This window comes from Paenibacillus sp. B01, from assembly GCF_009649995.1.
GTDB lineage: Bacteria > Bacillota > Bacilli > Paenibacillales > Paenibacillaceae > Paenibacillus_O > Paenibacillus_O pasadenensis.
The window spans coordinates 2,540,941-2,563,455 of sequence record NZ_CP045802.1 but is presented as its reverse complement, the minus strand read 5'-3'; the positions used below and the strand labels follow the sequence as shown (position 1 = coordinate 2,563,455).

Below are 22,515 nucleotides of genomic sequence, written 5' to 3'. Positions count from 1 at the left end.
GTCAGCCGATCCCTCCCTTGGCGGCTGGCTTGCCGCTGATGCATATATCGCGTCCATAGCGCTCCACCTCGACGTCGTCCAGCTCGATCGCGTCGGCCATCCGCTCGAAGCCGGCGAACCGGAACGACGACGGCGCGTCCTCGCCGCCGATGATCTTGGGCGCGAGGAACAGGCAGATCCGATCGACCAGCCCCGCCTCCAGCATCGAGCCGTTCAGCCTTCCGCCGCCCTCGAGCAGGATCGAGCCGAGCTCCAGCTCGCCGAGCCGTCTCATCGCCTCGCGCAGATCGACCGAGCTGCCGCTGCCGCAGCGGATGACCTCGACGCCGGCCGCCCTCAGCGCGGCCGCTCGGCCTTCGTCTGCGGCTTCCGACGTCAGGACGATCGTCGGCGCGGCTCCGTCCTGCACGAGCTTCGCGTCCAGCGGCAGCCGCAAGCTCGAGTCGGCGACAATTCTCGCCGGATGCAGGCCCGGCACGGACAGCCGCGTCGTCAAGCTCGGGTCGTCCGCCAGCACCGTGCCGATGCCGACGAGGATGCCCATATGGCGATGCCGCATCGCATGCACGGCCTCGCGCGCCTCCGGCCCCGTCACCCAGCGGCTGTCCCCGCTCGCCGCGGCGATGCGGCCGTCCAGCGTGGAGGCTGTCTTGAGCGTGACATAGGGCAGCCGGGTCGTGATGAACTTGCGGAACGGCTCGCTCCGCCGCCTGGCCTCCGCTTCCATGACGCCCGTTTTCGTCTCGATTCCCGCCGCCTGCAGCTTGGCCATGCCACTGCCCGCGACGAGCGGATTCGGGTCGAGCTCCGCGACGACGACGCGGGCGATTCCGGCCGCGATCAGCCGATCGCTGCAGGGCGGCGTACGGCCATAATGGCTGCACGGCTCCAGCGTGACGTAGGCCGTCGCTCCCCGGGCTTCGTCTCCCGCCATCGCCAGCGCGTGCGGCTCGGCATGCCCTTCGCCCCGCTTGAGATGGGCGCCGAGGCCGACGATGCGGCCATCCTTGACGATGACGCAGCCGACGGCCGGATTGATGCCGGTCTGGCCGGCCGTTTTGGCCGCCATGCCGAGCGCGAGCTCCATGTAATATCGATCATCGATCGTTTCCCGCAATGCAAAAACACCCCCGATTGACGCCTGGAGCGCCCTTCGGGGGTGATGGAATGTCGGAAACGTCGCCGCGCGGCAGGAGCAGGAGCCCGATCGACCGGATAGCCAAAAAAGCCGTCCTGGAAATGCGGGAACAGACCGCCGTCCCGGATCGAATCGGAAGACAGACTCCGGGCGGCAGCGCGGAACCGATCTCGATGTCTGGGCGGCGGACTTGAACAGACTCCTCCAATGATGGAGGAGCTGCCTTCATGCATGCCTGTCTTGCAGCGAGCCTTCTCCCATCCAGACTATACTGTCGGTCCCGGAGTTTCACCAGGTCAGCCGCATGCGCTCGACGCGCCCTCGGTCGAGGGAAGCGCAGAAGCGGTCATGCGGGTCACGGACTGACCGTCCCCGGCGAGCCGCGGCATATGCCGAAGACGCGCCAGGTACGGATCACCGCCGGCCCGGGAATTTCACCCAGCCCCGAAGGTTCGCTTGAATTCAATTGCTTGCATGACTCATCTTACTTGCCTGCACGCTAAAAAGCAAGCGGACGAGTCGGGATTAAACGACAAAAAGGCTCTCGGACGAGAGCCTTCCGCGCGAGGAAGTCAGACTTCGACGACTTCGACTTTGGCCATCTTGTCGCGGCCTTTGAACGCGTCGATGTATTCCATGCCTTTGGAAATCTTGCCGAAGACGGTGTGCTGGCCGTCCAGATGCGGCTGCGGCTGGTAGCAGATGTAGAACTGGCTGCCGCCGGTATTGCGTCCGGCATGAGCCATCGCGAGCGAGCCGCGCTCATGCTTGTTCGGGTTGATCTCGCAGTCGATCGTATAGCCGGGACCGCCGGTGCCGGTGCCGTTCGGGCAGCCGCCCTGAGCGACGAAGCCCGGGATGACGCGATGGAACGTAAGTCCGTTATAGAAGCCTTCGTTCGCCAGCTTTTCAAAGTTCGCGACCGTATTCGGAGCGTCCTTGTCGAACAGGTCCAGAACGACCTCGCCGCCGTTTTCGAGCGTGATTTTCGCTTGTTTTGCCACTTGTCATCACTCCTGCCTTCCAAAATAAAAGCTATGTACGCCTCTTATCATACACCAGCGCCGGTCCCGAACGCAAAGCGAGCCTCCCGAAGGAGGCTCGCCGGCAGCGGCTTACGGCTGAACTTCAGCCTTGCGCAGACGCTCCGGCAGCACGTCGTTGCGGGAGATGTCCTCCAGCGACTCGCGCTTCACGGCGACGTCGGCCTTGCCGTCCTTGACCAGCACGACCGCCGGACGGCGGATGCGGTTGTAGTTGGACGCCATCGCATAGTTGTACGCGCCGGTGCAGAAAACGGCGAGCAGATCGCCCGTCTCGGCCTTCGGCAGCTCCAGGTCCCAGATCAGCATGTCGCCGCTCTCGCAGCATTTGCCTGCGACCGATACCGTCTCGGCGGCCGGCTCGGCGGCGCGGTTCGCCAGCACCGCCTCGTACTTGGACTCGTACAGCGCCGGACGCGGGTTGTCCGTCATGCCGCCGTCGACGGCGATGTACTTGCGGACGCCGGGGATGTCCTTGCTCGTGCCGACCGTATACAGCGTCGTGCCGGCGTCGCCGACGATGCTGCGGCCCGGCTCGACCCAAATCTCCGGCAGCGGATAGCCGGCCGCCGTGAAGTTCGAGCGGATCGCGTCCGTAATCGCGCCGATGTAGTCGCGTACCGGAAGCGGGCTGTCCTCGGACGTGTAGCGGATGCCGAAGCCTCCGCCCAGGTTGATGACGCGGAACGTCTGACCGAGCTCGGCCTTGACGTTGACGGCGAACTCCGCCACCTTGGCGGCCGCCATCCGGAAGCCCTCGACCTCGAAGATCTGGGAGCCGATATGGGAGTGGACGCCGAGCAGGACGAGATGATCGAGGCTCAGCGATTGCCGCACCGCCTCGAAGGCGGCGCCGCCGGCCAGGTCGAAGCCGAACTTGGAGTCCTGCTGGCCGGTCGAGATATAGTCATGCGTATGCGCCTCGACGCCCGGCGTGATGCGCAGCAGGATGTTCGCCTTGCGGCCTTTGGCGCCGGCGATGGCGTTCAGCAGCTGCAGCTCCGAGAAGTTGTCGGCGACGAAGCAGCCGATGCCGGCGTCGAGCGCCATCTCGATCTCGAACGGCGTCTTGTTGTTGCCGTGGAAATGGATGCGCTCCGCCGGGAAGCCCGCCTGCAGCGCCGTGTGCAGCTCGCCGTCGCTGACGACGTCGAGCGACAGCCCTTCCTGCTCGGCGATGGCGCACATCGCCACGGTGCTGAACGCCTTGCTCGCATAGGCGACCTGGAAGCGGAAGCCCGACGCCTTGAACGCCTCCACGTATTCGCGGGCCCGCTGGCGGACGAGCGCCTCGTCGACGACGTACAGCGGGGTGCCGAACTGCTCGGCGAGGTCCTGCGTATCGCAGCCTCCGATCTCCAGACGGCCGTGTTCATTTATTCGGGATGTTCCGTGAAAATGCATGGATTCGCTACCTCTTTCTCCCCGGCTCAGGCAGGCGGGGTTCGTTTGTCCTAATGTGACCTCAGTATAACGAACCTCGGGAGAAGGAGTAATGGATTTTCTGTCGTTTCATTTGCATTTGTTGCATCGGGCAAACGTCCTGGATCAGGCTCCGCCGTGCTCCGGCATCTTGTCGCGCTGCTGCGGACGGAGCAGGTTCGGCCGCTTCCGGTTCATCATCACCGGCATCCGCAGCATCACATTCATCATGCCGCGGGCGTCGAACGGGATGAACGGCCACATGTACGGTCGGTTGAACGAGCGCTGCATGACGAGGATGGCGAAGACGGCCGTCCAGCCGATCACGAGTCCCGGAACGTGGAACAGGGCGACGAGGCAGATGAGCATCAGCCTCACGATCCGATTGGCGAGGCTCAGCTCGTAGCTCGGCGTGGCGAACATGCCGACGGCGGCTACCGCCATGTACAAAATGACCTCGTTGACGAACAGTCCGGTCTGCACGGCGATGTCTCCGACGAGGATCGCCGACACGAGCGAGATCGCCAGCGCGAGCGGCGTCGGCGTATGGATCGCGGCCATGCGCATCAAGTCGATGCCGCCCTCGGCGAGCAGGAACTGCAGCGCCAGCGGAATTTTGCTGGTCTTCGCCGGACCGATGAACGACAGCGCCGCCGGCAGCATCGTCGGGTTGAGCGCGAACAGCAGCCAGATCGGCACGAGGAACAGCGAAGCCAGGATGCCGAGGAAGCGCAGCCAGCGGAGGTAGGTGCCGATGAACGGCGTCTGCCGGTTCTCCTCGGCATGCTGCACGAGATCGAAAAACGTCGTCGGCAGGATCATGACGCTCGGCGACGTGTCGACGAACACCGCGACGTTGCCCTCCAGCAGATGCGCCGCGACGACGTCGGGCCGCTCCGAATAGCGCACGAGCGGATACGGGTTCCAGCCGCGCTTCACCGTCGCCTCCTCGAGCTGCTTGTCGGCGAGCGGCAGCCCGTCGATCTTGACGGCGGATATTTTGTCGCGGATCGACTCCAGCAGCTCCTTGTCCACGATGTCGTCGATATAGGCGATGCACACGTCGCTGCGCGTGCGCTCGCCGACCCGCAGAATCTCGTAGCGCAGCATCGGATCGCGCAGCCGCCTGCGGACGAGCGAGACGTTCATGAGCAGCGTCTCCACGAATCCGTCCCGCGAGCCGCGCACGACCCGCTCGAGCGATGGCTCCTCCGGATTGCGCACCGGGAAGCTGCGGGCATCGAGGATCAGCATCGTGCTCTCGCCGTCGATGTACATGCCGGTCGATCCGCCCAGCACGGCGGTCAGCATCATGTTCCAGTCGTCTTCCTGCTCCACCTGCACCGCGGGCACGTACAGCTTCATGAACGAATGCAGCGCGTCCGCCGACAGGTTGTCCGTCTGCAGGAACGTCAGCCGCTGCAGGATCTCCGTCATGATCAGGCCGCTCGAAAGGCCGTTCATCATGAAAAAGGCCGTCTTCTTGCCGCCGAGCGTCATCTCGCGGACGACGACGTCGAAGCTCGTCTTGTAGCCGACCTCTTCCTTCAGCCGATCGACGAACGTCTCGATCCGCTCCGGAATCGGCTCCAGCGCATCTCCGTCCGTGCCCGGCGCGGAATTCCCGCCCTCGGAGACTCCGCCGCCCCCGCGCCCTTTCCCGGCGCCCCGGCCGCCGGCCTCGCGGCTTTCCTTGCGCTCCTCGCGCCCATGCCCGGCCGCGCGATCCTCCCGCTCCGCATCGCCGCGGCGAGAAGGCGCGCCGGCTTCTGCGCGCAGCTCGCGGCCGGCTTCGTCGCCGCGGCGAGCCTCTCCGGCTTTCCCGCCGCGCCCTTTTTCCTCGCGGGCTCCGGTGCGGACGCCTTCCCCCCGGGCTTCCCCACGACGGTCATCCCCATCGCGGGTGTCCGCATGAAGGTCATCCTCATCGCGGTCGTCCGCATGACGGCTGTCCGCATGACGGTCGTCCGCATGACGGTCGTCCGCATGACGGCTGTCCGCATGACGGCTGTCCGCATGTCGTTCGTCCCCATCGCGGTCGTCTCCATCGCGGTCGTCTCCATCGCGGTCGTCCTCATGGAGGCCGGCCGGCCGGCTCATCTCCCGCTTCTCGCCTTCTCGGCCGCCGTCCGTCCGGTCGTCTCGAAGAGCCGCCGCCCATTCATCCCCACGCTCCTCCTCATCCTCATCCTCATGCTCGTGGTCGCCGCGGGCGCTTCTCTCCCGAACCCGGGACCGCTCCGCCTCCGCCTCGCCGCTTCCGTCCTCGTCGAGCAGCGCCTCCGCAAGGCCGCCCTCCTCGGAACGGGACTCCGCTTCCGGCAATCGGCCCGGCTCTGCCGACGCCTCCAGCAGCAGCGCCTCCATCCAGTCCTCGCGGCCTTCCGGCCTCTCTGCCCTGCGGACCGGCTCCGGCTCATGCCGCCGCTCGGCCTGCTCCAGCCGATCGATCTCCTCCAGCAGCCCTTCCCATCCGTCGCCGGAGCGGCTTTCCCCGCTCGTCTCGCGCGCCTCGACCACCGGCTCTTCCGGATGCTCCAGCCGCTTCACCTTCTGCCATTTCGTCATGGGGTTCCCTCCTTCTGTCCTACCATTGATACACCAGCCAATCGAACAGCGAGCCGGCCGTCTTGCCCAGCACCATCGCCATGACGAGCGCGCCCAGATAGCCGGTCAGGCGCAGCCGCTTCGCCAAAATCGGCAGCACGTTCATCACTTCGGTCAAAGCCGCGGCCAGCATGCCGATGAACATGCCGCACAGCAGGCCGGGCAGCGGCAGCGCCAGCGCCGCGGGCAGCGGCGCGCGCCAGCCGAAGAAGTCCGCCCAGGTCCAGAACAGCGAGCCGCCGACGACCGCCGATTCGAACGCCGCCGACAAGCGGAACGCCCGGGCCAGCTGCGCGAGCCGCGGAATCAGGTCGAACACGATCAGCAGCGCGACCATGCCGCTGCCGACGGCGATGCCTCCGGCCAGTCCAAGCATCGCCATGAACAGCCCCGCCAGCAGGTCAGCCATCGTCCCGTCCCTCCACGCGGTTCGCTTTTTTGCCCATCTCGTCGGCGATGACATAAGCGTTGATGTTCTCCTGGTAGTTGTACATCTCCAGCTCCAGCGGATTCGGCTCCTCGTTCAGCCGCTTGCGGAACAGATGGTTGAAGAACAGCACCATGCCGAGCCCGACTCCGACCGAATACGGGATCTGGAACCAGAGCGGATGCAGCGTTTCCTTGCCGGTCAGCAGGAAGGCGATGCGCTGATGCACCTCCTTCATGCTCACATCCGTGTGGAAGTTCATGATGGCGAGCCCCGCCCCGAAAAAGAGCAGCAGCCACGCTCCCGCCAGCACGGCGAACCGCGGCGAGCGGGTGGACGGAGTCTCGACGAGGATGAGCACCTGCGGATCGCCGAAGGTCTCGATGACCGCGTCGGGGGCCGTCTCGCGCAGCGCCTTCACGATCTGCAGCACGTCGATGACGACACGGTTGCCGTCCTCCGGCCGATGGGTGTAGAGCGGAATCCGCTTCAGCTCCCCGGCGAGCGGCTCGTCGGCCAGCAGCCGGACGACGGAGCCGAGCCGCACCGTCCCTTCCGGAGGGATGGAGATCCGCTTCTTCAGCCGCAAATAAACGGGAATCGGTCCGGCATTCGTTCGTTTGCGCGACATGGCGCCGCCTCCTTCCGCCACCATTTCCGACTCTTGGTTAGTATGGAACGGCTGCGGCGCGGCTACTCCTAGGCAGCCGCCCCCCGCGCAAGCCAAAAAAAGCCAGCCTCGCGGCTGGCTTGATGATGCGATATAGAGGAGCGGGATCGCGATGGACGTCCTTCCTACTGGGCGATCTGCTCCTTGATCGACTGCAGGATCTTCTTTTCCAGCCGGGAAACCTGCACCTGGGAGATGCCGAGCCGGCCCGCCACCTCGGACTGCGTCTGGTCGCGGTAATAGCGCAAGTATACGATCAGCCGCTCGCGCTCGCTGAGGCCGCCGATCGCTTCGTTCAGCGCCAGCTTGTCGAACCAGCGCTCGCCCGACTCGCCTTCGATCTGGTCCATCAGCGTGATCGGGTCGCCGTCGTTCTCGAACACCGTCTCGTGGATCGAGGCGGGCGGCTTGTTCGCCTCCTGGGCGAAGACGACATCCTCGGCCGTGATGCCGAGGAACTCCGCCACCTCGCCGATCGTCGGCAGCCGGCCGAGCGTCTTGGCCAGCTCGTCCTTCGCCTTGCGCACCTTGTTGGCCGTCTCCTTGAGCGAACGGCTCACCTTGAGCGTCCCGTCGTCGCGCAGGAAGCGCTGGATCTCCCCGATGATCATCGGCACGGCATACGTGGAGAACTTGACCTCGTAGCTGAGGTCGAACTTGTCCACCGACTTGAGCAGGCCGATGCAGCCGATCTGGAACAGATCCTCGGGCTCGTAGCCGCGATTCATGAAGCGCTGCACGACCGACCACACCAAGCGGATGTTGCAGCGGGCCAGCGTGTCCCTGGCGAGCGAATCTCCGGACTGGCTCAGCGCGATGAGGCGCTTCACCTCCGCGTCGTCGAGGAACGGACCCGCGTTCTTCTTCAGATCGGCATCCATGTTTCAGCCCCTATGCGCCTAATTGTACAGCGCCTTTTTGGATTCAATGCGCTTGGTCATGGCGATTCGAGTGCCGCGGCCGGGCTCGCTGGCAACCTCGAAGCTGTCCATGAAATTCTCCATGATCGTGAAGCCCATGCCCGAGCGCTCGAGCTCCGGCTTGGACGTGTAGAGAGGCTGGCGGGCCAGCTCGAGATCCTCGATGCCTCCGCCGTCGTCGGATATGACGATCGTGACCGAGTCGCCGCTGATCGTCGCCTCGATCGAGACAAGCTGCGTCTCGTCGCTGTCGTAGCCGTGGATGATCGAGTTCGTCACCGCCTCGGAGATGACGGTCTTCAGGTCGTTCAGCTCTTCCATCGTCGGATCCAGCTGGGAGATGAACGCCGCCACGCTGACGCGCGCGAACGCCTCGTTCTCCGATCGCGCGCTGAAGCTCAGCTTCATCGTATTGGCCGCTGCCGGCTGACGCTCGCTCATAAAGCCACCTCCAGGCTCGAGAGCGCATCGCTCTCGGTGTCGTGTATCGGCATGATCTTGAACAGGCCCGACAGCTCGAACAGGCGGTAGACGCCCGGACTCGCGTCGCAGACGACCATCCTGCCTCCGCGGCTCTTGAGCAGCTTGTAGCGCCCGAGGATGACGCCGAGCCCGGAGCTGTCCATAAAGGCGAGCTCCTTGAGGCTGAGGATAACGTCGGTGCTGCCGCCTCTCAAGATCGCTTCCTCTATCCGGATGCGGACCGAATCGGCTGTGTGGTGGTCAAGCTCGCCCTTCAATCGGACGATCAAGATATGGCGCTGATGCTCCAGATCCACATGAAGACTCATTGCGCGGCTCACTCCTCCCGTTGAATGGAGGAGGATTTCTCCTCCGGCCGTCCTCATTCCTGCCTGCCGACAAAACTAGAAGCTGGCCGTCAGGCCGCGACAGCAATCGGGCCGCGGTCCATCAGGAGAAGAGGCTGCCCGTCGAGCGCTTGAACAGCTTCCACCAGCCCGCCTTCTCGACCGATACCGGCATCTCCAGCGGGAAGTCCTGGATCACCTGATCGCCTTGGTAGACGATCAGCTTGCCGACGGGATCGCCGATCTTGACGGGCGCCTTGATGCCGGCGTTCCACTTGATCTCGTAGCGGATGTCCTTGGCCGCCGCGCCTTTTTTCAGCAGGATGCTGTAGTTGTGCTGAGCCGTGACCGGCAGCTTGCCCTGCACGCCCTTCTCGATCGCCAGCGTGCCCATGCTGTCGCCTTTTTTGAGGATCGGGTAATTGGCGTATTGCGCGAACGAATAGTCGAGCAGGCTCGACACCTCGGCGTTGCGCGTCTTCGTATTGGGCTCGCCCATGACGACCGCCACGACCCTCATGCCGTCGCGCTTCGCCGTCGCGGACAGGCAGTATTTCGCCTCGCTCGTGTATCCGGTCTTCAGTCCGTCGGCGCCGGAGTAAAAGCGCACGAGCTTGTTCGTATTCACGAGCCAGAACGGCTTCTCGCTGTCCTTGCGCAGGTAGTCCTGGTATTGGCCGGTGTACTTCGTGATGAGGCTGTGCTTCAGCAGCTCGCGCGACATGACGGCGATGTCGTGGGCCGACGTGTAGTGGTCCGCGGCGGGCAGCCCGTTCGGATTGGCGAAATGGGTATCCTTCAAGCCGAGCTGCGCCGCCTTCTCGTTCATCATCGAGACGAACTCGGCCTCCGTGCCGCCGATCTTCTCCGCCATCGCGACCGACGCGTCGTTGCCGGACGCCATCGCGATGCCCTTGAGCATGTCGTCGACCGTCATCTGCTCGCCCGGCTCGAGGAAGATCTGCGAGCCGCCCATCGAGGCGGCGTACTCGCTCGTCGACACCTTGTCCGTCAGCTTGAGCTTTCCGTCCTGGATCGCCTCGACGATCAGCAGCATCGTCATGATCTTCGTGATGCTCGCCGGCGGCAGCTTGTCGTGGCTGTTCTTCTCGTAAATGACCGTGCCGCTGTCCGCGTCCATGACGATCGCCGATCGCGCCGATGGGGCGAGATCGCTGGAGGCGGCCGGCGCTCCGGCCGCGCTGCCCGCTTGGAGAGCGTCCGGCAGGAGCGGAAGCGCGGGGCCTGGGCCCGGCTCCGCCGTCGCGTAGGCCGGCATGTCATGAGGGATGGTCGAGCCCGCGCTGGCGGGAGCGGCTGCCGTCAGCGGGGTAAGCGCGATGGCAGCGGCAAGCAAAGCCGTAAGTCGTTTCAACAGAAGTACCTCCTCGAAATGGATCGTCGGCCGCCTGAGTGCAGGACGGCATTCTTCTGCTTTCCATTCTTGCCCATTCCGATGGAGGATATTCCCAAGCGGCCGAAACCCGAGCCCGGGCGCAGCAAAAAAGCAGGCCGGCGCCGGCCGCGGGAAGGCGCATGGATCGCGTCTTCGCCTGCGGCAGGCGCTGCCTGCTTGGCGGAAGCTCCGGCGCTTTCGCCCGGAGCGGTCATTTGCGGAGTCGGGTCAGCCTTTCTTCCTGGACCTGTACGATGAGGAGATCCAAGGACTGGCTGATCTGCAGCACCTCGCCATGCAGCAGCGTATTCTGCAGCGAAGCCGTCTCGACCATTTGTCCTCGCAGTCTTTCGATCTGCTGGTGCAGCTGAGCGTTCTCGATCATTCCATTCCTCTCCAACCTTCGTCTTTGATCACGGCTATTCTACAACAGAGAGGAAGAAAAGGCTGTCAGAACGCGTCGAGCCGAAAGTCTCATTTGAGCGCCGGAAATGGGACTACAGTCTCGAAACGAGCGTCTGCACGAGGCCCAGGAAGCGGGATTTGACGCGTTCTGTCGTTTCGATGACCTCCTCGTGCGAAAGCGGCTGATCCAGAATGCCGGAAGCCATGTTCGTGATGCAGGAGATGCCCACGACCTCGAGGCCGCAGTGGCGCGCCGCGATTACTTCCGTCACGGTCGACATGCCGACCGCGTCCGCTCCGAGCGTCCGCATCATGCGGATCTCCGCCGGCGTCTCGTACGACGGGCCGAGCACGGCCAGATAGACGCCCTCGCGCAGCTCGAAGCCTTGCTCGGAAGCGATCTCCTTGGCGACGGCGCGCAGCCGGCGGCTGTAGGCCTCCGACATGTCCGGGAAGCGGACGCCGACGGCGCTGTCGTTCGGCCCGATGAGCGGATTGCGGCCGGTCAGGTTGATATGGTCGGACAGCAGCATCAGGTCGCCTGCGGAATAGGTGGTGTTGATGCCGCCGGCGGCGTTGGTGACGACGAGCTTGTCCGCTCCGAGCGCTTTCATGACGCGCACGGGGAATGCCGTCAGCTCCGCGCCGTAGCCTTCATACATATGGAAGCGGCCCTTCATCAGAACGACCGGAACGCCGGCCAGCTTGCCGACGAGCAGCTCGCCGGCATGCCCTTCGACCGTGGAGACCGGGAAATGCGGGATGTCCTCGTAGGAAATCGTGACGGCGTCTTCGATCAGATCGGCCAGAATGCCGAGACCCGAGCCCATGATGAGGCCGACCTGCGGCTGGATTGGACTGCGGGACGCGATATAGGCGACCGCTTCTTGAATATGGCTGGCTTGCTGTTGGATGCTCATGCTACTTCTTCCTCTCGTCGTTGGCTTGCTTGTTCGTCATTCGCGCTCCGGATCGAGGACGCGGGTGCCGAAGCCCGCGCGCGGGTGGGACCGCTCATAGACGTCCTTGACCCGCGGCCGGTCTCCGAGCGCGTAGCGCTCCGTGGATACGATGCCCTCGTGGCCCATCATTTCCTGCACGGCGCGCAGGTCGGCTCCCCGCTCCAGCATATGGGCGGCGAACGACGTGCGCAGCGTATGCGGCGTGATCGCCCCGCCGTCCTCGATGCCGGAGCTGCGGGCATGCTTTTTGATCGTCTTCCAAAAGCCTTGGCGCGACAGCGGCTCGCCGGAGACGTTCAGGAACAGCTCCTCCGGCTCCGCCGCCCCCATGCGGGCCGCCGCGCCTCCGATCCGCTGCTCGAGCAGCGCCGGCCGGCCTTCGCGCAAATAAAGGCCGATCCAGCCCGCGGCGATTTGGCCGAGCGGCACGATGCGCTCTTTTTTGCGGGGGGAGCACACTCGGACGTACCCGAGTCCGGGCTGGGGGTCGGACGCTTTCATCGCGAGCAGCTCGGAGACGCGGATGCCGGAGCCGTACAGCAGCTCCAGCATCGCCTTGTCGCGAAGACCGGCCGGGCTGTCCGTCGCCGGAGCGTTCATCAGCTGCTCGACCTGGTCGAGCGTGAGGGCGACGGGCTTCGCCAGCTCGCGGCGCGGCAGCTCCACATGCATCGAGGGATCGCGGTCCGTATAGCCGACGCGGGTCAAAAACCGGTAAAACGAGCGCAGCGAGGCGAGCCGGCGGCTGACCGTCGCGCTGCGCGCCCCGTCGTCCCGGCATGCCTGCAAATACTTGGCCAGATGATGGCGGGTGACGGCGCCGATGGCGCCGATGCCCTGCCGCTCCAGCCAGGCGATCGCATGCTCGAGGTCGCGCTTGTAGGCGTCGTAGGTCGCCGGCGCGACGCGGCGCCCGTTTTCCAGCTCGTCCAGCCAGGCGTACAGGCATTGGCTCAGCTCCATGCAATCGTCCCCCTCGCTCAAAGTATAGTCGCTCCGCGCACGTTCGGCAAACGCATGCGCAAGCGGCCCGGACGCTTCGTCCGGGCCGCTTGCCGCAGGCGTCTGGGAGCGCTCGCCGCCTACTCTCCGTTGTAATAGAACCAGCGCAGCCGGTCGGCGATCGTGCCGCCTTCGGGCGGAGCCTCATGCGGCTCGAACACCTTGAGCGCCTGCCCTCGCGGCGGCGCATACGGATCGAGCGGGCGGACCCAGCTGTCCGCCAGCCGGAAGCCTTCGTAGACGGCAGCCGTCAGGCAGGCGAACAGCAGCGCGAAGACGAGCCTCGACAACCATCTGCGTAAGGAAACGATCATGGCCTGCCCTCCTTCAGTTGCTCTTCCAGCCTATGCGGCGGACGAGCGGAGTATGTCCGCTCCGCCCGGCCGGGGGATCCGCCCGATCCTCTCCGGCTCCGATCCCATACGTTAACGGAAAGGAGGGAATCGAACGTGAAGAAGAACTCGATTGGAAGCTGCCTGCGCGCCTGCGCCTGCAGCGGGCCGGGGCGGCATGCGGCGAGGCGCATCGTCGTGCTGCGGAGCCGCCGCGCTTATGAAGAGGCGGTCCGGGAGCTTGCTCGCGCCGGCATCAAGCCGCTGCGCGCCTGGACATCCAGCCGCATCCTCTGCCTGCGCCTCGACCGGCGGGTCTCCTGGCGGGAGCTGCGCCGCCATCCCGAGCTGCGCAGCCTCGAGAAGGATGCCGTCGTGCGCGCGCTCGGCTCCGGCGGCTGCGCCCGCTGCGGCAGCGGCCGGAGGCTCGGCAGGCCGCTCCGCCGCGGCAAAAGCTGTCGCGGGAAAGGCCATCCATGCGGCAAGCTGCCGTGGAACATCCGCCGCGTCGAGGCGCCTGCGGTCTGGAGGCGCACGCTCGGAAGCGGAGTCCGCCTCGCCGTCATCGACACCGGCGTCGGGCCGCATCCGGATCTGTGCGTGGCCGGCGGCGTCAACGTCAGCGGCGGCAAGTCCAAGTCCTACCGCGACGACAACGGGCACGGCACGCATGTCGCCGGCATCGCCGCCGGACGCGGCAGCGGCGGCGGTCCGCTCGGCGTCGCGCCGGGAGCCTCGCTCTATGCCGTCAAGGCGCTCGACGCCGACGGCTTCGGCAGCCTCAGCAGCATCCTCGACGCGATCGAATGGTGTATCCGCCAGCGAATGGACGTCGTCAACATGAGCCTCGGACTGCCTCCCGGCTCTCGCAGCGCCGCGCTGCGGCGGGTCGTGCGCCGGGCGCGCAAGTCCGGCCTCGTGCTGGTCGCCGCCGCCGGCAACGCAGGCGTGCGCAGCGGCGGCATCGACGTGCCGGCCTCCTATCCGGAGACGATCGCCGTCGCCGCCTCCGACCGCCGGAACCGCATCGCGCCGTTCAGCAGCCGCGGCAAAGGCATCGACCTGACCGCTCCCGGCGACGAGATCTGCTCCTGCTGGCTGAACGGAGGCTACGAGATCGACTCCGGCACGAGCATGAGCGCGCCCCATGTCGCCGGCGGAGCGGCGCTGCTGCTCGCCGCCAATCCCGGCCTGCCGTCCGCGGCGGTCGCGCCCGTGCTGAAGCGATGGGCGAAGCCGCTTGCCGGCGCTTCGCGCCGCGCTCAAGGCGCCGGCCTGCTGCAGCTGGGGCGGATCGGCTCGGTCTTTTATCCCGGGACCCATCCGTTCCTGCGCCGCAGGCGCTGACAACGCCTATGGCCTCTGAACGATCAAACAGCTCCGGCATTCATCGCCCGCTGCTTGCAGGAGCGATGAATTCGGAGCTGTCAGGGTTTCTTGGAATCGTTGGTTTCTCTGCAGCGTCTGCAGATGCCTTGGAAATCAAGGCGGTGGTCCAGCACGGCAAAGCCGTATTCGGCCTCCAGCCGTTCTTCGAGCGGACCGAGCCAGTCATCCTTGATCTCCTCCATCGATCCGCATTGGACGCAGATCAGATGGTGATGATGATGCTTGCTGTTGTCCGTCCTCAGGTCATAGCGGGCGACGCCGTCGCCGAAATTCATCTTCTCTACGACATGCAGCTCGCTGAGAAGCTCCAGCGTGCGGTACACGGTGGCCAAGCCGATCTCGGGAGCCTTGTCCTTGACGAGCATGAACACGTCCTCGGCGCTCAGGTGATCGTCCTCGTTCTCGAGGAGAACGCGCACGGTCGCTTCGCGCTGCGGGGTCAACTTGTAGCCCTGCGACTGGAGCTGCTGCTTGATGGAATCGATCCGGGCTTCCATGACTTCCCCCCTGCCACAAGAAAGCCGGCTAGCCGCCGGCACTTATGACTCTATTATAGTTGCTAGAGGAACGGGAAGTCAATGATTCAGCCCGGGACGAGCCACTGCGCGGCCCATGCCATCAGCGGCGGAGACAGCCAAGCCTCCGCCGCAGCAGCGGCCGCCAGCAGCAGCGCCGCAGCGGCGGCCGTGCCCGAAAGGGACGCCGCGGCAGGCAGCAGCGGCCCTTGACGGCGCATCAGCCGGAAGCGGACCAGATGCAGGGCGAACGCGGCCGCCGCCGCGCTGGCGGCGAGATAAGCCGGCAGCGCGAGCAGGTTGGACGGCGCGACGGCGACGAGCGAAAAGGCGACGCCCCGCCCGCCGTGCTGGATCGCCAGCGTCGCGACGGCGAAGCCGACGAGCACGCCTTTGAGGAAGTCGAGCGCGGCGAGCAGCGGCAGGCCGATGACCGAGACGCCGAGCAGGACGATCAGCAGCAGCCAGCGCCCGTGCAGCCAGTAGACGGTCCAGAACGAAGACGCTCCCTGCGGAACGCCTTCCGTCGAGAGCTTCAGCAGGAACCGGCTCAAGTCGGCCGCGAGCAGATTCCGCTGCTCCTCGCCAAGGCTGCCGGCGAGCAGCGCGCCGCAGACGATGCCCGCCGCGCACAGGAACGCCGCGGCGGCGAACAGCAGCCGCTCTTCCTTGGTCCTTCCCAAACCTACGCCTGCCCGCATCGTCCGTCCCTCCTCGGCCGCCGTGTTGTCCACATGCTAGCCTATGCGCGGACAGGCCGGTTCATGAACGGAGGCGGCACGAGGCGCCCTGCCGAAGCTCAGCCGCGGAGGCCGATCCGGCCGGTCAGCTCGGACAGCCTCCACAAATAGACGGCCATCAGCGTCTTGGCGTCGCCGATGAGGCCTTGCTCGATATACGACAGCGCCTGCTCCATCGTCAGCGCCTCGACATGCAGGTCCTCGTCCTCGTCCGGGGAGCTCGCCCCGTGCTCGAGCCCTTCGGCGACGTACAGGTACAGCTTTTCGTCGGCGAAGCCGGGCGACGTGTAGAAGGCGTCGACGAGCCTCATGCTCGACGCGCTCACGCCCGTCTCCTCCTTCAGCTCGCGCGCCGCGCAGACCGCCGGGTCCTCGCCGGGATCGAGCTTGCCGGCGGGAATCTCGACCTGGTACTTGTCCATCGGCTTGCGGTACTGGCCGACGGTCAGCAGCTTGCCGTCCACGATGCAGATGACCGCCGCCGCTCCGGGATGGCGGACGATCTCGCGCGAGGCGGTCGCGCCGCTCGGCAAGCGCACCTGGTCGACCTGCAGCGTGATGATCTTCCCGGAATATTTCATTTCGCTCGACAGCGTCACTTCCGCTCCCGGCCGTCCGTCCGTCTGGCTACGCTCGTTCATGCGCTTCTTCCTCCCTTGATGGCATAGCTTGTCCGCTTCCTGCATATCGTGAAGGCATAACGATCCGGAAGGCGGAATGTCGTCATGAAAATGTATATCGGCGAAAAAGAGCTGAGGCTCGTCGGAAAAGCATGGGAAATCCGCCATACGCTGCGAAGGCTCGCGCGCGAGGAAGGAGCAGGCACCCCTCTGCGGCAGGCAGCCGGCCCTGCGGGCAAAAAGGGCGCCCGGCGCTAGGCGCGGCCTGCTCGGCGCGCATGCAGGCAGGCGCGGCCTGCTTGGCCCGCCGGCAGGCGGGCCGCTTGCCGTGCCGCCGCTCGCGGCAAGAGCGTTCGGTCCGCCTGCCATTTCGGGACGGACCCGGCCCTCGCTAGCGGCTGGCCGCGCGCTCGATGATCGCTTTCACCAGCTCGGCGGTACGGACGAGATCGTCCGCCTTGAGCTGCTCCTTGGTCGTATGGATATGCTCGTAGCCGATCGCCAGATTGACCGTCGGCACGCCGAAGCCGTTGAAGATGTTGGCGTCGCTGCCGCCGCCGGAAGGGAATGTGCGCGGCTGCAGGCCGATCGCGCGGATCGCCTCGGCGGCCGCCTGCACGACCGGCGAGTCGTCGCTGTGCTTGTACGACGGATACAGATGCGTCGCCTCCAGCTTCGCGGCGGCGCCGAACTCCGCGGCCGCGGACTCCGCCGCCTGGCGCATCGCCTCGATCTGCCGCTCCAGCTTGGCGCGGTCGGCGCTGCGCGCCTCGGCCAGCAGCAGCGCCGAGTCGCAGACGACGTTCGTCGCGCCGCCGCCCTCGAAGCGGCCGATGTTGGCCGTCGTCTCGTGGTCGATGCGGCCGAGCGGCATGCGCGCGATCGCTTTGGATGCGACCTGGATCGCGCTGATGCCGTCCTCGGGATTGACGCCGGCATGCGCGCTCCGGCCCGTCACCTCGATCCGGATCTTCGCCTGCCCAGGTGCGGACGTCGCGATGCCGCCGATCTCCCCGTTGGAGTCGAGCGCGTAGCCGAACTCGGCGCGCAGCTTCGAGCGGTCGAGCGCCCTCGCCCCCGCCAGGCCTGATTCTTCGCCGACGGTGATGACGAACTGCACCTCGCCATGGCGCGCTCCCGTCTCCTTCAGCACGCGCAGCGCCTCGAGCATCGCGGCCAGCCCGGCCTTGTCGTCGCTGCCGAGAATCGTCGTGCCGTCGCTGCGCAGGTAGCCGTCGCCGTCGAGCCTAGGCTGGATGCCTTTCCCCGGACGGACCGTATCCATATGCGAGGTGAAAAAGATCGTCGGTCCCGAGACGCCTTCCGAGGCCGGCAGCGTGACGAACAGATTGTTCGCGCCGTGGCCGGTCGCCTGCGCCGCCTCGTCCTCCTCGATCGTCAATCCGAACGCTCCGAACTTCGCTTTCAGCACCTCGCTGATCGCCGCCTCGTCGCCCGTCTCGCTGTCGACGCGCACCAGCTCCATGAATTCCTCGATCAGCCTTTCGCGCTGGATCATCGTTTTTTTCCGCCTTTCCGGCTCCGCCCGCAGGCTTGCCGCTGCTTGGTCTTCCGCCTTGCCGAAGCCGCCTGGGGAGGCTTGGCTTTTCGCGGAGGTTTTCGGTACAATAGAGAGGTGAAGCTGACTCGCCTCGCCGCAGCCGCAGGCGACCTTCGGAAGGAGTAGATCTCATTGAATCCGCAAGGACGAGCCATCAAGATCGTCATCTACGTCGTGCTGATCACCTTGCTGGTGACGACCGTCGTATCGAGCATCGGTCTGCTGTTTTAAGAAAGGACGGGACTTTCGGCGCGCCGCGCCGCGAGTCCCGTCTTTTTTTTCAGCGGCCAGCCAGTCCGGACGGCCAGCCCGGACGGTCAGCCCGGACGGAAGCCGAAGCGCCGCATGAAATGCGGCAGAATTTCCCGGGCCGCCCGCTCCGGCTCCATCGCCTGGCCGGTCAGATCCTCGAACGAGGTGACGCCGAACTGCTGGATGCCGCATGGAACGATGCCGGAGAAGCCTTCCTCGCCGATCCCCGCCTTGAGGTTCAGCGCGAAGCCGTGGCTCGTCACGAAGCCGCGGCGGGTCCGCGAGCGGTTGAACTTGATGCCGATCGCGGCGATCTTCCGGTCCCCGACCCAGACGCCGGTGAATTCCGGCTTGCGCCCGCCCTCGATGCCGTAGCCGGCCAGCCAGTCGATCAGCACCTGCTCGAGCTCGCGCAGGAAGCCGTGCAGGTCGAGCCCTTTGGCGTCCAGCCGGATCAGCGGATAGCCGACGAGCTGCCCCGGACCGTGATAGGTGATGTCGCCGCCGCGGTCGATCTCGTAGACCGAGATGCCGCGCGCGCTCAGCTCCTCCGAGTCGAGCAGCAGATGCTCCGGATGGCGGTCCGTGCCGAGCGTGTAGGTCGGAGGATGCTGAAGAAGGAGCAGCGTCTCCACGCGCTCCTCCCGGTCGATCTCCCCTACGAATTCCTTTTGCAGCTCCCAGGCCTCTCCGTAATCGATGAAGTCGATGTATCGCGCGGCCAGCGGCCGCGCTTCATGATTCGCGTCCATCCGCGGTTCCTCCTGCTCCTGTTGTCGTTGTCGTAGGTGCTTTTTAGGCTCAGTACAGATGCGTTTCCGAATTGAAGCTCTCCAGATTCTCCTTGACGCGCTGCAGGAAGCGCCCGCAGATGACGCCGTCGAGGATGCGGTGGTCGAGCGACAGGCAGATGTTGGCCATCGAGCGCACGGCCAGCATGTCGTTGATGACGACCGGCCGCTTCACGATCGACTCGAACGTGATGATCGCCGCCTGCGGGTAGTTGATGATCGGCTGCGTCAGGATCGCTCCGAACGAGCCGGTGTTGTTGACGGTGAACGTGCCGCCCTGCACGTCGTCGAGCTTCAGCTTGCCCTCGCGCGTCTTGCGGGCGAGCATCTCGATCTCATGCGCCAGGCCGGCGATGTTTTTCTGGTCGGCGTTTTTGATGACCGGGGTGACGACCGAGTCCTCCGTGCCGACCGACAGCGAGATGTTGATGTCGCGCTTGACGATGATCTTGTCGACCGCCCAGACCGAGTTGATGATCGGGAAGTCCTTGATCGCATTGACGACCGCCTTGATGAAAAAGGCCAGGTACGTCAGGTTCGTGCCCTCGCGCTTGCGGAAGTCGTCCTTGAGCTTGCCGCGGAGCACGACGAGGTTGGTCACGTCGACCTCGATCATCATCCAGCCATGCGGAATTTCCGTCACGCTCTGGCGCATGCGCGAGGCGATCGTGTTGCGGACCGGCGTGACGTCGATGAACGTCTCCCCGCGCCCTGGAATCGCCTGGCCTTCGATCTCTACGGACGGGATGCGCGGCGTCTCGGTCAAATGCAGCCCGGTGGAGCGCACCGGACCTCTCGCCTCGACGATCCGGTCGCCGGCGCCCGGCTGCGACGCCGCGGCAGGAGCGGCGGATGCCGCCTGCGCCGCTTGCGGAGCAGGCGTCTGAGACGCGGCCGGACGGCCGCCCGCTGCGGCATAGGCCAGGATGTCCTTGCGCGTCACGCGGCCTCCCGCGCCCGTGCCGGGTACGGCGGACGGGTCGATGCCATGCTCGGCGGACAGCTGGAGCACGGCCGGGGAATAGCGGCCGCGCATGCCCTCGGCGGCCGCGGGACGGCCCGCAGGCGTTCCCGCCGAGGCGGGCGCGGCTGCTGCGCGCTCTCCGCTCGTTGCCGGAGGCTGCGCCGCCGGCACGGCCGGCTCGCCGGCCGCCTCCGACTCGATCAGGCAGATCGGCGTGCCGACCTCGACCGTCTCGCCGGCGCCGACGAGCAGCTTGACCAGCGTGCCTTCGATCGTCGACGGAATTTCGGCGCCGACTTTTTCGGTGATGATTTCGCATAAGGGCTCGTACATGCTTACTTTGTCGCCAGGCTGCTTCAGCCAGCGCTCGATCGTCGCGTTGACGACCGACTCGGCCAGCTGGGGCATGACGATTTCGTGGATCGTTGCTGCTTTCATCGGAATTCGCTCCTTGCCGGGAAGGCCGGTCGCAGGCCCCCGGATCAGTATGCTGGCGGACAGGATCCGCCGATCAGTACAGCGCGAGCTCTCTCATCGCGGCCAGCACCTTGTCCTTGTTCAGCATGAAGAACTTCTCCCCCGGAGGGTTGATCGGCATCGCCGGCACGTCCGGACCGCACAGCCGGCGGATCGGCGCGTCGAGCTCGTAGAGCATCTCCTCGGCGATGATCGCCGACACTTCGGCTCCGATGCCGCCGGTCTTGTTGTCCTCATGGATGATGAGCACCTTGCCGGTGCGGCGCGCGGCGGCCAGGATGCCCTCCTTGTCGAGCGGCTGCAGCGTGCGCAGATCGAGGATGTGAGCGCTGATGCCCTCCTCCTGCAGCTCCTCCGCCGCCTGCAGCGCGAAGTGCAGCGGCAGGCTGTAGCTGATGACCGTAATGTCGTCGCCTTCGCGCAGCACGTTCGACTTGCCGATCTCCACGACATGCTCGCCCTCCGGCACCGGGCCGGTGACGAGGCGGTAGCATTTCTTGTTCTCGAAGAACAGGACCGGATCGGGATCGCGGATCGCCGCCGTCAGCAGCCCCTTGGCGTCGGCCGGCGAATACGGCGCGACGATCTTCAGTCCCGGCGTGCCGAAGAACACCGACTCCGGACACTGCGAGTGGTACAGCCCGCCGAAGATGCCGCCGCCGATCGGCGCGCGGATGACGACCGGACAGCTCCAGTCGTTGTTGGAGCGGTAGCGGATCTTGGCCGCCTCGCTGATGATCTGGTTCGTCGCGGGGAACATGAAGTCGGAATACTGCATCTCGGCGATCGGCTTCATGCCGTACATCGCCGCCCCGATCGCCACGCCGGCGATCGCCGACTCGGACAGCGGGGTGTCCATCACCCGCGCCTCGCCGAACTGCTCCTGCAGTCCTTTGGTCGTCGTGAAGACGCCGCCCTTGACGCCGACATCCTCGCCCAGCACGAATACGTCCGGATCGCGCTCCATCTCTTCCTTCATCGCGAGGCGGATCGCCTCGATATAATCCATGACCGGCATGTTAACGTCCTCCTTGCGGCGCATCGCCTTCATACACATGCCAGAGCGTGCTCTCCGGCGTCGGGAACGGAGCCTCGTCCGCGTAGCGCGTCGCCTCGTCCATTTCCTTGCGGATCGCCGCGGCGAGCTCGTCTTCCTGCTCCGCGCTCCAGATACCGGCTTCCTCCAGATAGCGCTTGAACGCCGCTACGCCGTCGCGGCCGCGATTTTCCTCGACCTCTTCCTTGGTCCGGTAGGCCAGGTCGTTGTCCGAGGTGGAATGCGGCGACAGCCGGTACATCATCGCCTCGATCAGCGTCGGTCCGCCGCCGGCAAGCGCCCGCTCGCGGGCTTCCTTGACCGCGGCGTATATGGCCAGCGCGTCGTTGCCGTCTACGCGCAGCCCCTCGAAGCCGTAGCCTAGAGCGCGATCCGCGACACGTCCGCCGAGCTGCTTGTGCACCGGCACGGAGATCGCATACTGGTTGTTCTCGCACATGAGGATGACCGGCAGCTTGTGGACGCCCGCGAAGTTGCAGCCTTCATGAAAATCGCCCTGATTGCTCGAGCCCTCGCCGAACGTCACGAAGCTGACCAGCTTCTGCCCCTTCATCTTGGCGGCGAGCGCGATGCCGACCGCATGCGGCACCTGCGTCGTCACGGGAGACGAGCCCGTAACGATGCGCAGCTTCTTGTGGCCGAAATGGCCCGGCATCTGCCGGCCGCCGCTCGTCGGATCCTCCGCCTTGGCGAACACCGAGAGCATCAGCTCGCGCAGCGTCATGCCCACCGACAGCACGAAGCCGTAGTCGCGATAGTACGGGAGGAAATAGTCCTCGTCCCGATCGAGCGCCCACGCGGCTGCGACCTGAGCCGCCTCCTGTCCGATGCCGGAGACGTGGAAGTTGATCTTGCCGGCGCGCTGCAGCAGCAGCACCCGCTCGTCGAACATCCTCGCGCTCCTCATCATCTTGTACATTCCGACGGCTTCCTCGTCGGACAAGCCCAGCTCGCGATGGCGGGAATCCACCTGTTGTCGGCTCATGGAGGAACCTCCTTCATCTCCAGTTTTGATA

At 65.7% G+C, this 22,515-nt stretch carries 24 protein-coding genes and 1 riboswitch; of the genes, 2 read left to right on the top strand and 22 right to left on the bottom strand.

Annotation, left to right across the window (positions count from 1 at the left end):
* Window position 1: 1 nt before the first annotated feature.
* The 14 genes from ribD to GE073_RS10940 all read right to left on the bottom strand — a co-directional run bounded on the left by ribD (window position 2) and on the right by GE073_RS10940 (window position 13,115).
* Complete coding sequence (ribD, locus tag GE073_RS11005; protein WP_228551430.1) at window positions 2-1,117, bottom strand: bifunctional diaminohydroxyphosphoribosylaminopyrimidine deaminase/5-amino-6-(5-phosphoribosylamino)uracil reductase RibD; 1,116 nt, start codon at window positions 1,115-1,117, stop codon at window positions 2-4.
* 266 nt (window positions 1,118-1,383) lie between these two features.
* Window positions 1,384-1,594: riboswitch (FMN riboswitch) on the bottom strand.
* 116 nt (window positions 1,595-1,710) lie between these two features.
* Window positions 1,711-2,142, bottom strand: coding sequence for a peptidylprolyl isomerase (locus tag GE073_RS11000; protein ID WP_028599823.1), 432 nt, complete (start codon window positions 2,140-2,142; stop codon window positions 1,711-1,713).
* A gap of 111 nt (window positions 2,143-2,253) precedes the next feature.
* Window positions 2,254-3,585 (bottom strand): diaminopimelate decarboxylase, encoded by a 1,332-nt coding sequence (lysA, locus tag GE073_RS10995; protein ID WP_028599824.1) that lies wholly within the window; start codon window positions 3,583-3,585, stop codon window positions 2,254-2,256.
* Between the two features lie 144 nt (window positions 3,586-3,729).
* Window positions 3,730-6,171, bottom strand: a complete 2,442-nt coding sequence (locus tag GE073_RS25955) for a spore germination protein (RefSeq protein ID WP_323744197.1) — start codon at window positions 6,169-6,171, stop codon at window positions 3,730-3,732.
* Between the two features lie 19 nt (window positions 6,172-6,190).
* Entirely contained in the window at window positions 6,191-6,619 is a 429-nt protein-coding gene (locus tag GE073_RS10985) for a stage V sporulation protein AB (RefSeq protein ID WP_028599825.1), read from the bottom strand.
* Window positions 6,612-7,268 (bottom strand): stage V sporulation protein AA, encoded by a 657-nt coding sequence (locus tag GE073_RS10980; protein ID WP_101809017.1) that lies wholly within the window; start codon window positions 7,266-7,268, stop codon window positions 6,612-6,614. The genes GE073_RS10985 and GE073_RS10980 overlap by 8 nt, the downstream gene beginning before the upstream one ends.
* Window positions 7,269-7,432: 164 nt before the next feature.
* On the bottom strand, window positions 7,433-8,188 hold the full coding sequence (gene sigF / locus GE073_RS10975) for an RNA polymerase sporulation sigma factor SigF (RefSeq protein ID WP_028599827.1): 756 nt from the start codon (window positions 8,186-8,188) through the stop codon (window positions 7,433-7,435).
* Window positions 8,189-8,206: 18 nt separating this feature from the next.
* Window positions 8,207-8,668: an anti-sigma F factor gene (gene spoIIAB, locus GE073_RS10970; RefSeq protein ID WP_028599828.1), complete on the bottom strand. Its 462-nt coding sequence runs from the start codon at window positions 8,666-8,668 to the stop codon at window positions 8,207-8,209.
* Window positions 8,665-9,018, bottom strand: a complete 354-nt coding sequence (spoIIAA, locus tag GE073_RS10965) for an anti-sigma F factor antagonist (protein ID WP_028599829.1) — start codon at window positions 9,016-9,018, stop codon at window positions 8,665-8,667. Before spoIIAA ends, spoIIAB begins: the two co-directional genes overlap by 4 nt.
* 121 nt (window positions 9,019-9,139) lie before the next feature.
* Window positions 9,140-10,414: a D-alanyl-D-alanine carboxypeptidase family protein gene (locus GE073_RS10960; RefSeq protein ID WP_028599830.1), complete on the bottom strand. Its 1,275-nt coding sequence runs from the start codon at window positions 10,412-10,414 to the stop codon at window positions 9,140-9,142.
* 229 nt (window positions 10,415-10,643) lie between these two features.
* Entirely contained in the window at window positions 10,644-10,817 is a 174-nt protein-coding gene (locus tag GE073_RS10955; protein WP_084137430.1) for an aspartyl-phosphate phosphatase Spo0E family protein, read from the bottom strand.
* Window positions 10,818-10,929: 112 nt separating this feature from the next.
* Window positions 10,930-11,757, bottom strand: a complete 828-nt coding sequence (locus tag GE073_RS10950) for a purine-nucleoside phosphorylase (RefSeq protein ID WP_028599831.1) — start codon at window positions 11,755-11,757, stop codon at window positions 10,930-10,932.
* A 36-nt stretch (window positions 11,758-11,793) separates the two neighbouring features.
* Window positions 11,794-12,762, bottom strand: coding sequence for a tyrosine recombinase (locus GE073_RS10945; RefSeq protein WP_153783463.1), 969 nt, complete (start codon window positions 12,760-12,762; stop codon window positions 11,794-11,796).
* A 119-nt stretch (window positions 12,763-12,881) separates the two neighbouring features.
* Complete coding sequence (locus tag GE073_RS10940; RefSeq protein WP_153783462.1) at window positions 12,882-13,115, bottom strand: DUF4227 family protein; 234 nt, start codon at window positions 13,113-13,115, stop codon at window positions 12,882-12,884.
* A 135-nt stretch (window positions 13,116-13,250) separates the two neighbouring features.
* Between GE073_RS10940 and GE073_RS10935 the strand changes: the two genes are divergently transcribed.
* A complete protein-coding gene (locus tag GE073_RS10935; RefSeq protein ID WP_194843348.1) occupies window positions 13,251-14,480 on the top strand; it encodes a S8 family peptidase in 1,230 nt (409 codons plus the stop codon).
* Window positions 14,481-14,560: 80 nt separating this feature from the next.
* On the opposite strand, the gene GE073_RS10930 is transcribed toward GE073_RS10935, so the two are convergent.
* From GE073_RS10930 to GE073_RS10920, 3 genes are all read right to left on the bottom strand, one after another.
* Window positions 14,561-15,019, bottom strand: coding sequence for a ferric iron uptake transcriptional regulator (locus GE073_RS10930; RefSeq protein WP_028599833.1), 459 nt, complete (start codon window positions 15,017-15,019; stop codon window positions 14,561-14,563).
* Window positions 15,020-15,105: 86 nt separating this feature from the next.
* Entirely contained in the window at window positions 15,106-15,738 is a 633-nt protein-coding gene (gene spoIIM, locus GE073_RS10925) for a stage II sporulation protein M (protein WP_153783460.1), read from the bottom strand.
* A 98-nt stretch (window positions 15,739-15,836) separates the two neighbouring features.
* Entirely contained in the window at window positions 15,837-16,418 is a 582-nt protein-coding gene (locus GE073_RS10920) for an NUDIX hydrolase (RefSeq protein WP_028599835.1), read from the bottom strand.
* Between the two features lie 84 nt (window positions 16,419-16,502).
* Here GE073_RS10920 and mciZ point away from each other — a divergent pair, with 84 nt between their 5' ends.
* Window positions 16,503-16,655 carry a Z-ring formation inhibitor MciZ gene (gene mciZ, locus GE073_RS10915; RefSeq protein ID WP_153783459.1) on the top strand — a complete coding sequence of 51 codons (153 nt, stop codon included), beginning with the start codon at window positions 16,503-16,505 and terminating at the stop codon, window positions 16,653-16,655.
* Between the two features lie 133 nt (window positions 16,656-16,788).
* Here mciZ and GE073_RS10910 read toward each other — a convergent pair whose 3' ends face one another.
* The 5 genes from GE073_RS10910 to GE073_RS10890 form a co-directional block, all read right to left on the bottom strand.
* Window positions 16,789-17,916, bottom strand: coding sequence for a M20/M25/M40 family metallo-hydrolase (locus GE073_RS10910; protein WP_028599836.1), 1,128 nt, complete (start codon window positions 17,914-17,916; stop codon window positions 16,789-16,791).
* Window positions 17,917-18,275: 359 nt separating this feature from the next.
* Window positions 18,276-18,962 (bottom strand): lipoyl(octanoyl) transferase LipB, encoded by a 687-nt coding sequence (gene lipB / locus GE073_RS10905; RefSeq protein ID WP_153783458.1) that lies wholly within the window; start codon window positions 18,960-18,962, stop codon window positions 18,276-18,278.
* A 49-nt stretch (window positions 18,963-19,011) separates the two neighbouring features.
* Window positions 19,012-20,403, bottom strand: coding sequence for a dihydrolipoamide acetyltransferase family protein (locus tag GE073_RS10900; RefSeq protein ID WP_153783457.1), 1,392 nt, complete (start codon window positions 20,401-20,403; stop codon window positions 19,012-19,014).
* A 73-nt stretch (window positions 20,404-20,476) separates the two neighbouring features.
* Window positions 20,477-21,460: an alpha-ketoacid dehydrogenase subunit beta gene (locus tag GE073_RS10895; RefSeq protein ID WP_028599839.1), complete on the bottom strand. Its 984-nt coding sequence runs from the start codon at window positions 21,458-21,460 to the stop codon at window positions 20,477-20,479.
* Between the two features lies 1 nt (window position 21,461).
* Window positions 21,462-22,484: a thiamine pyrophosphate-dependent dehydrogenase E1 component subunit alpha gene (locus GE073_RS10890; protein ID WP_101809013.1), complete on the bottom strand. Its 1,023-nt coding sequence runs from the start codon at window positions 22,482-22,484 to the stop codon at window positions 21,462-21,464.
* Between the last annotated feature and the right edge of the window lie 31 nt (window positions 22,485-22,515).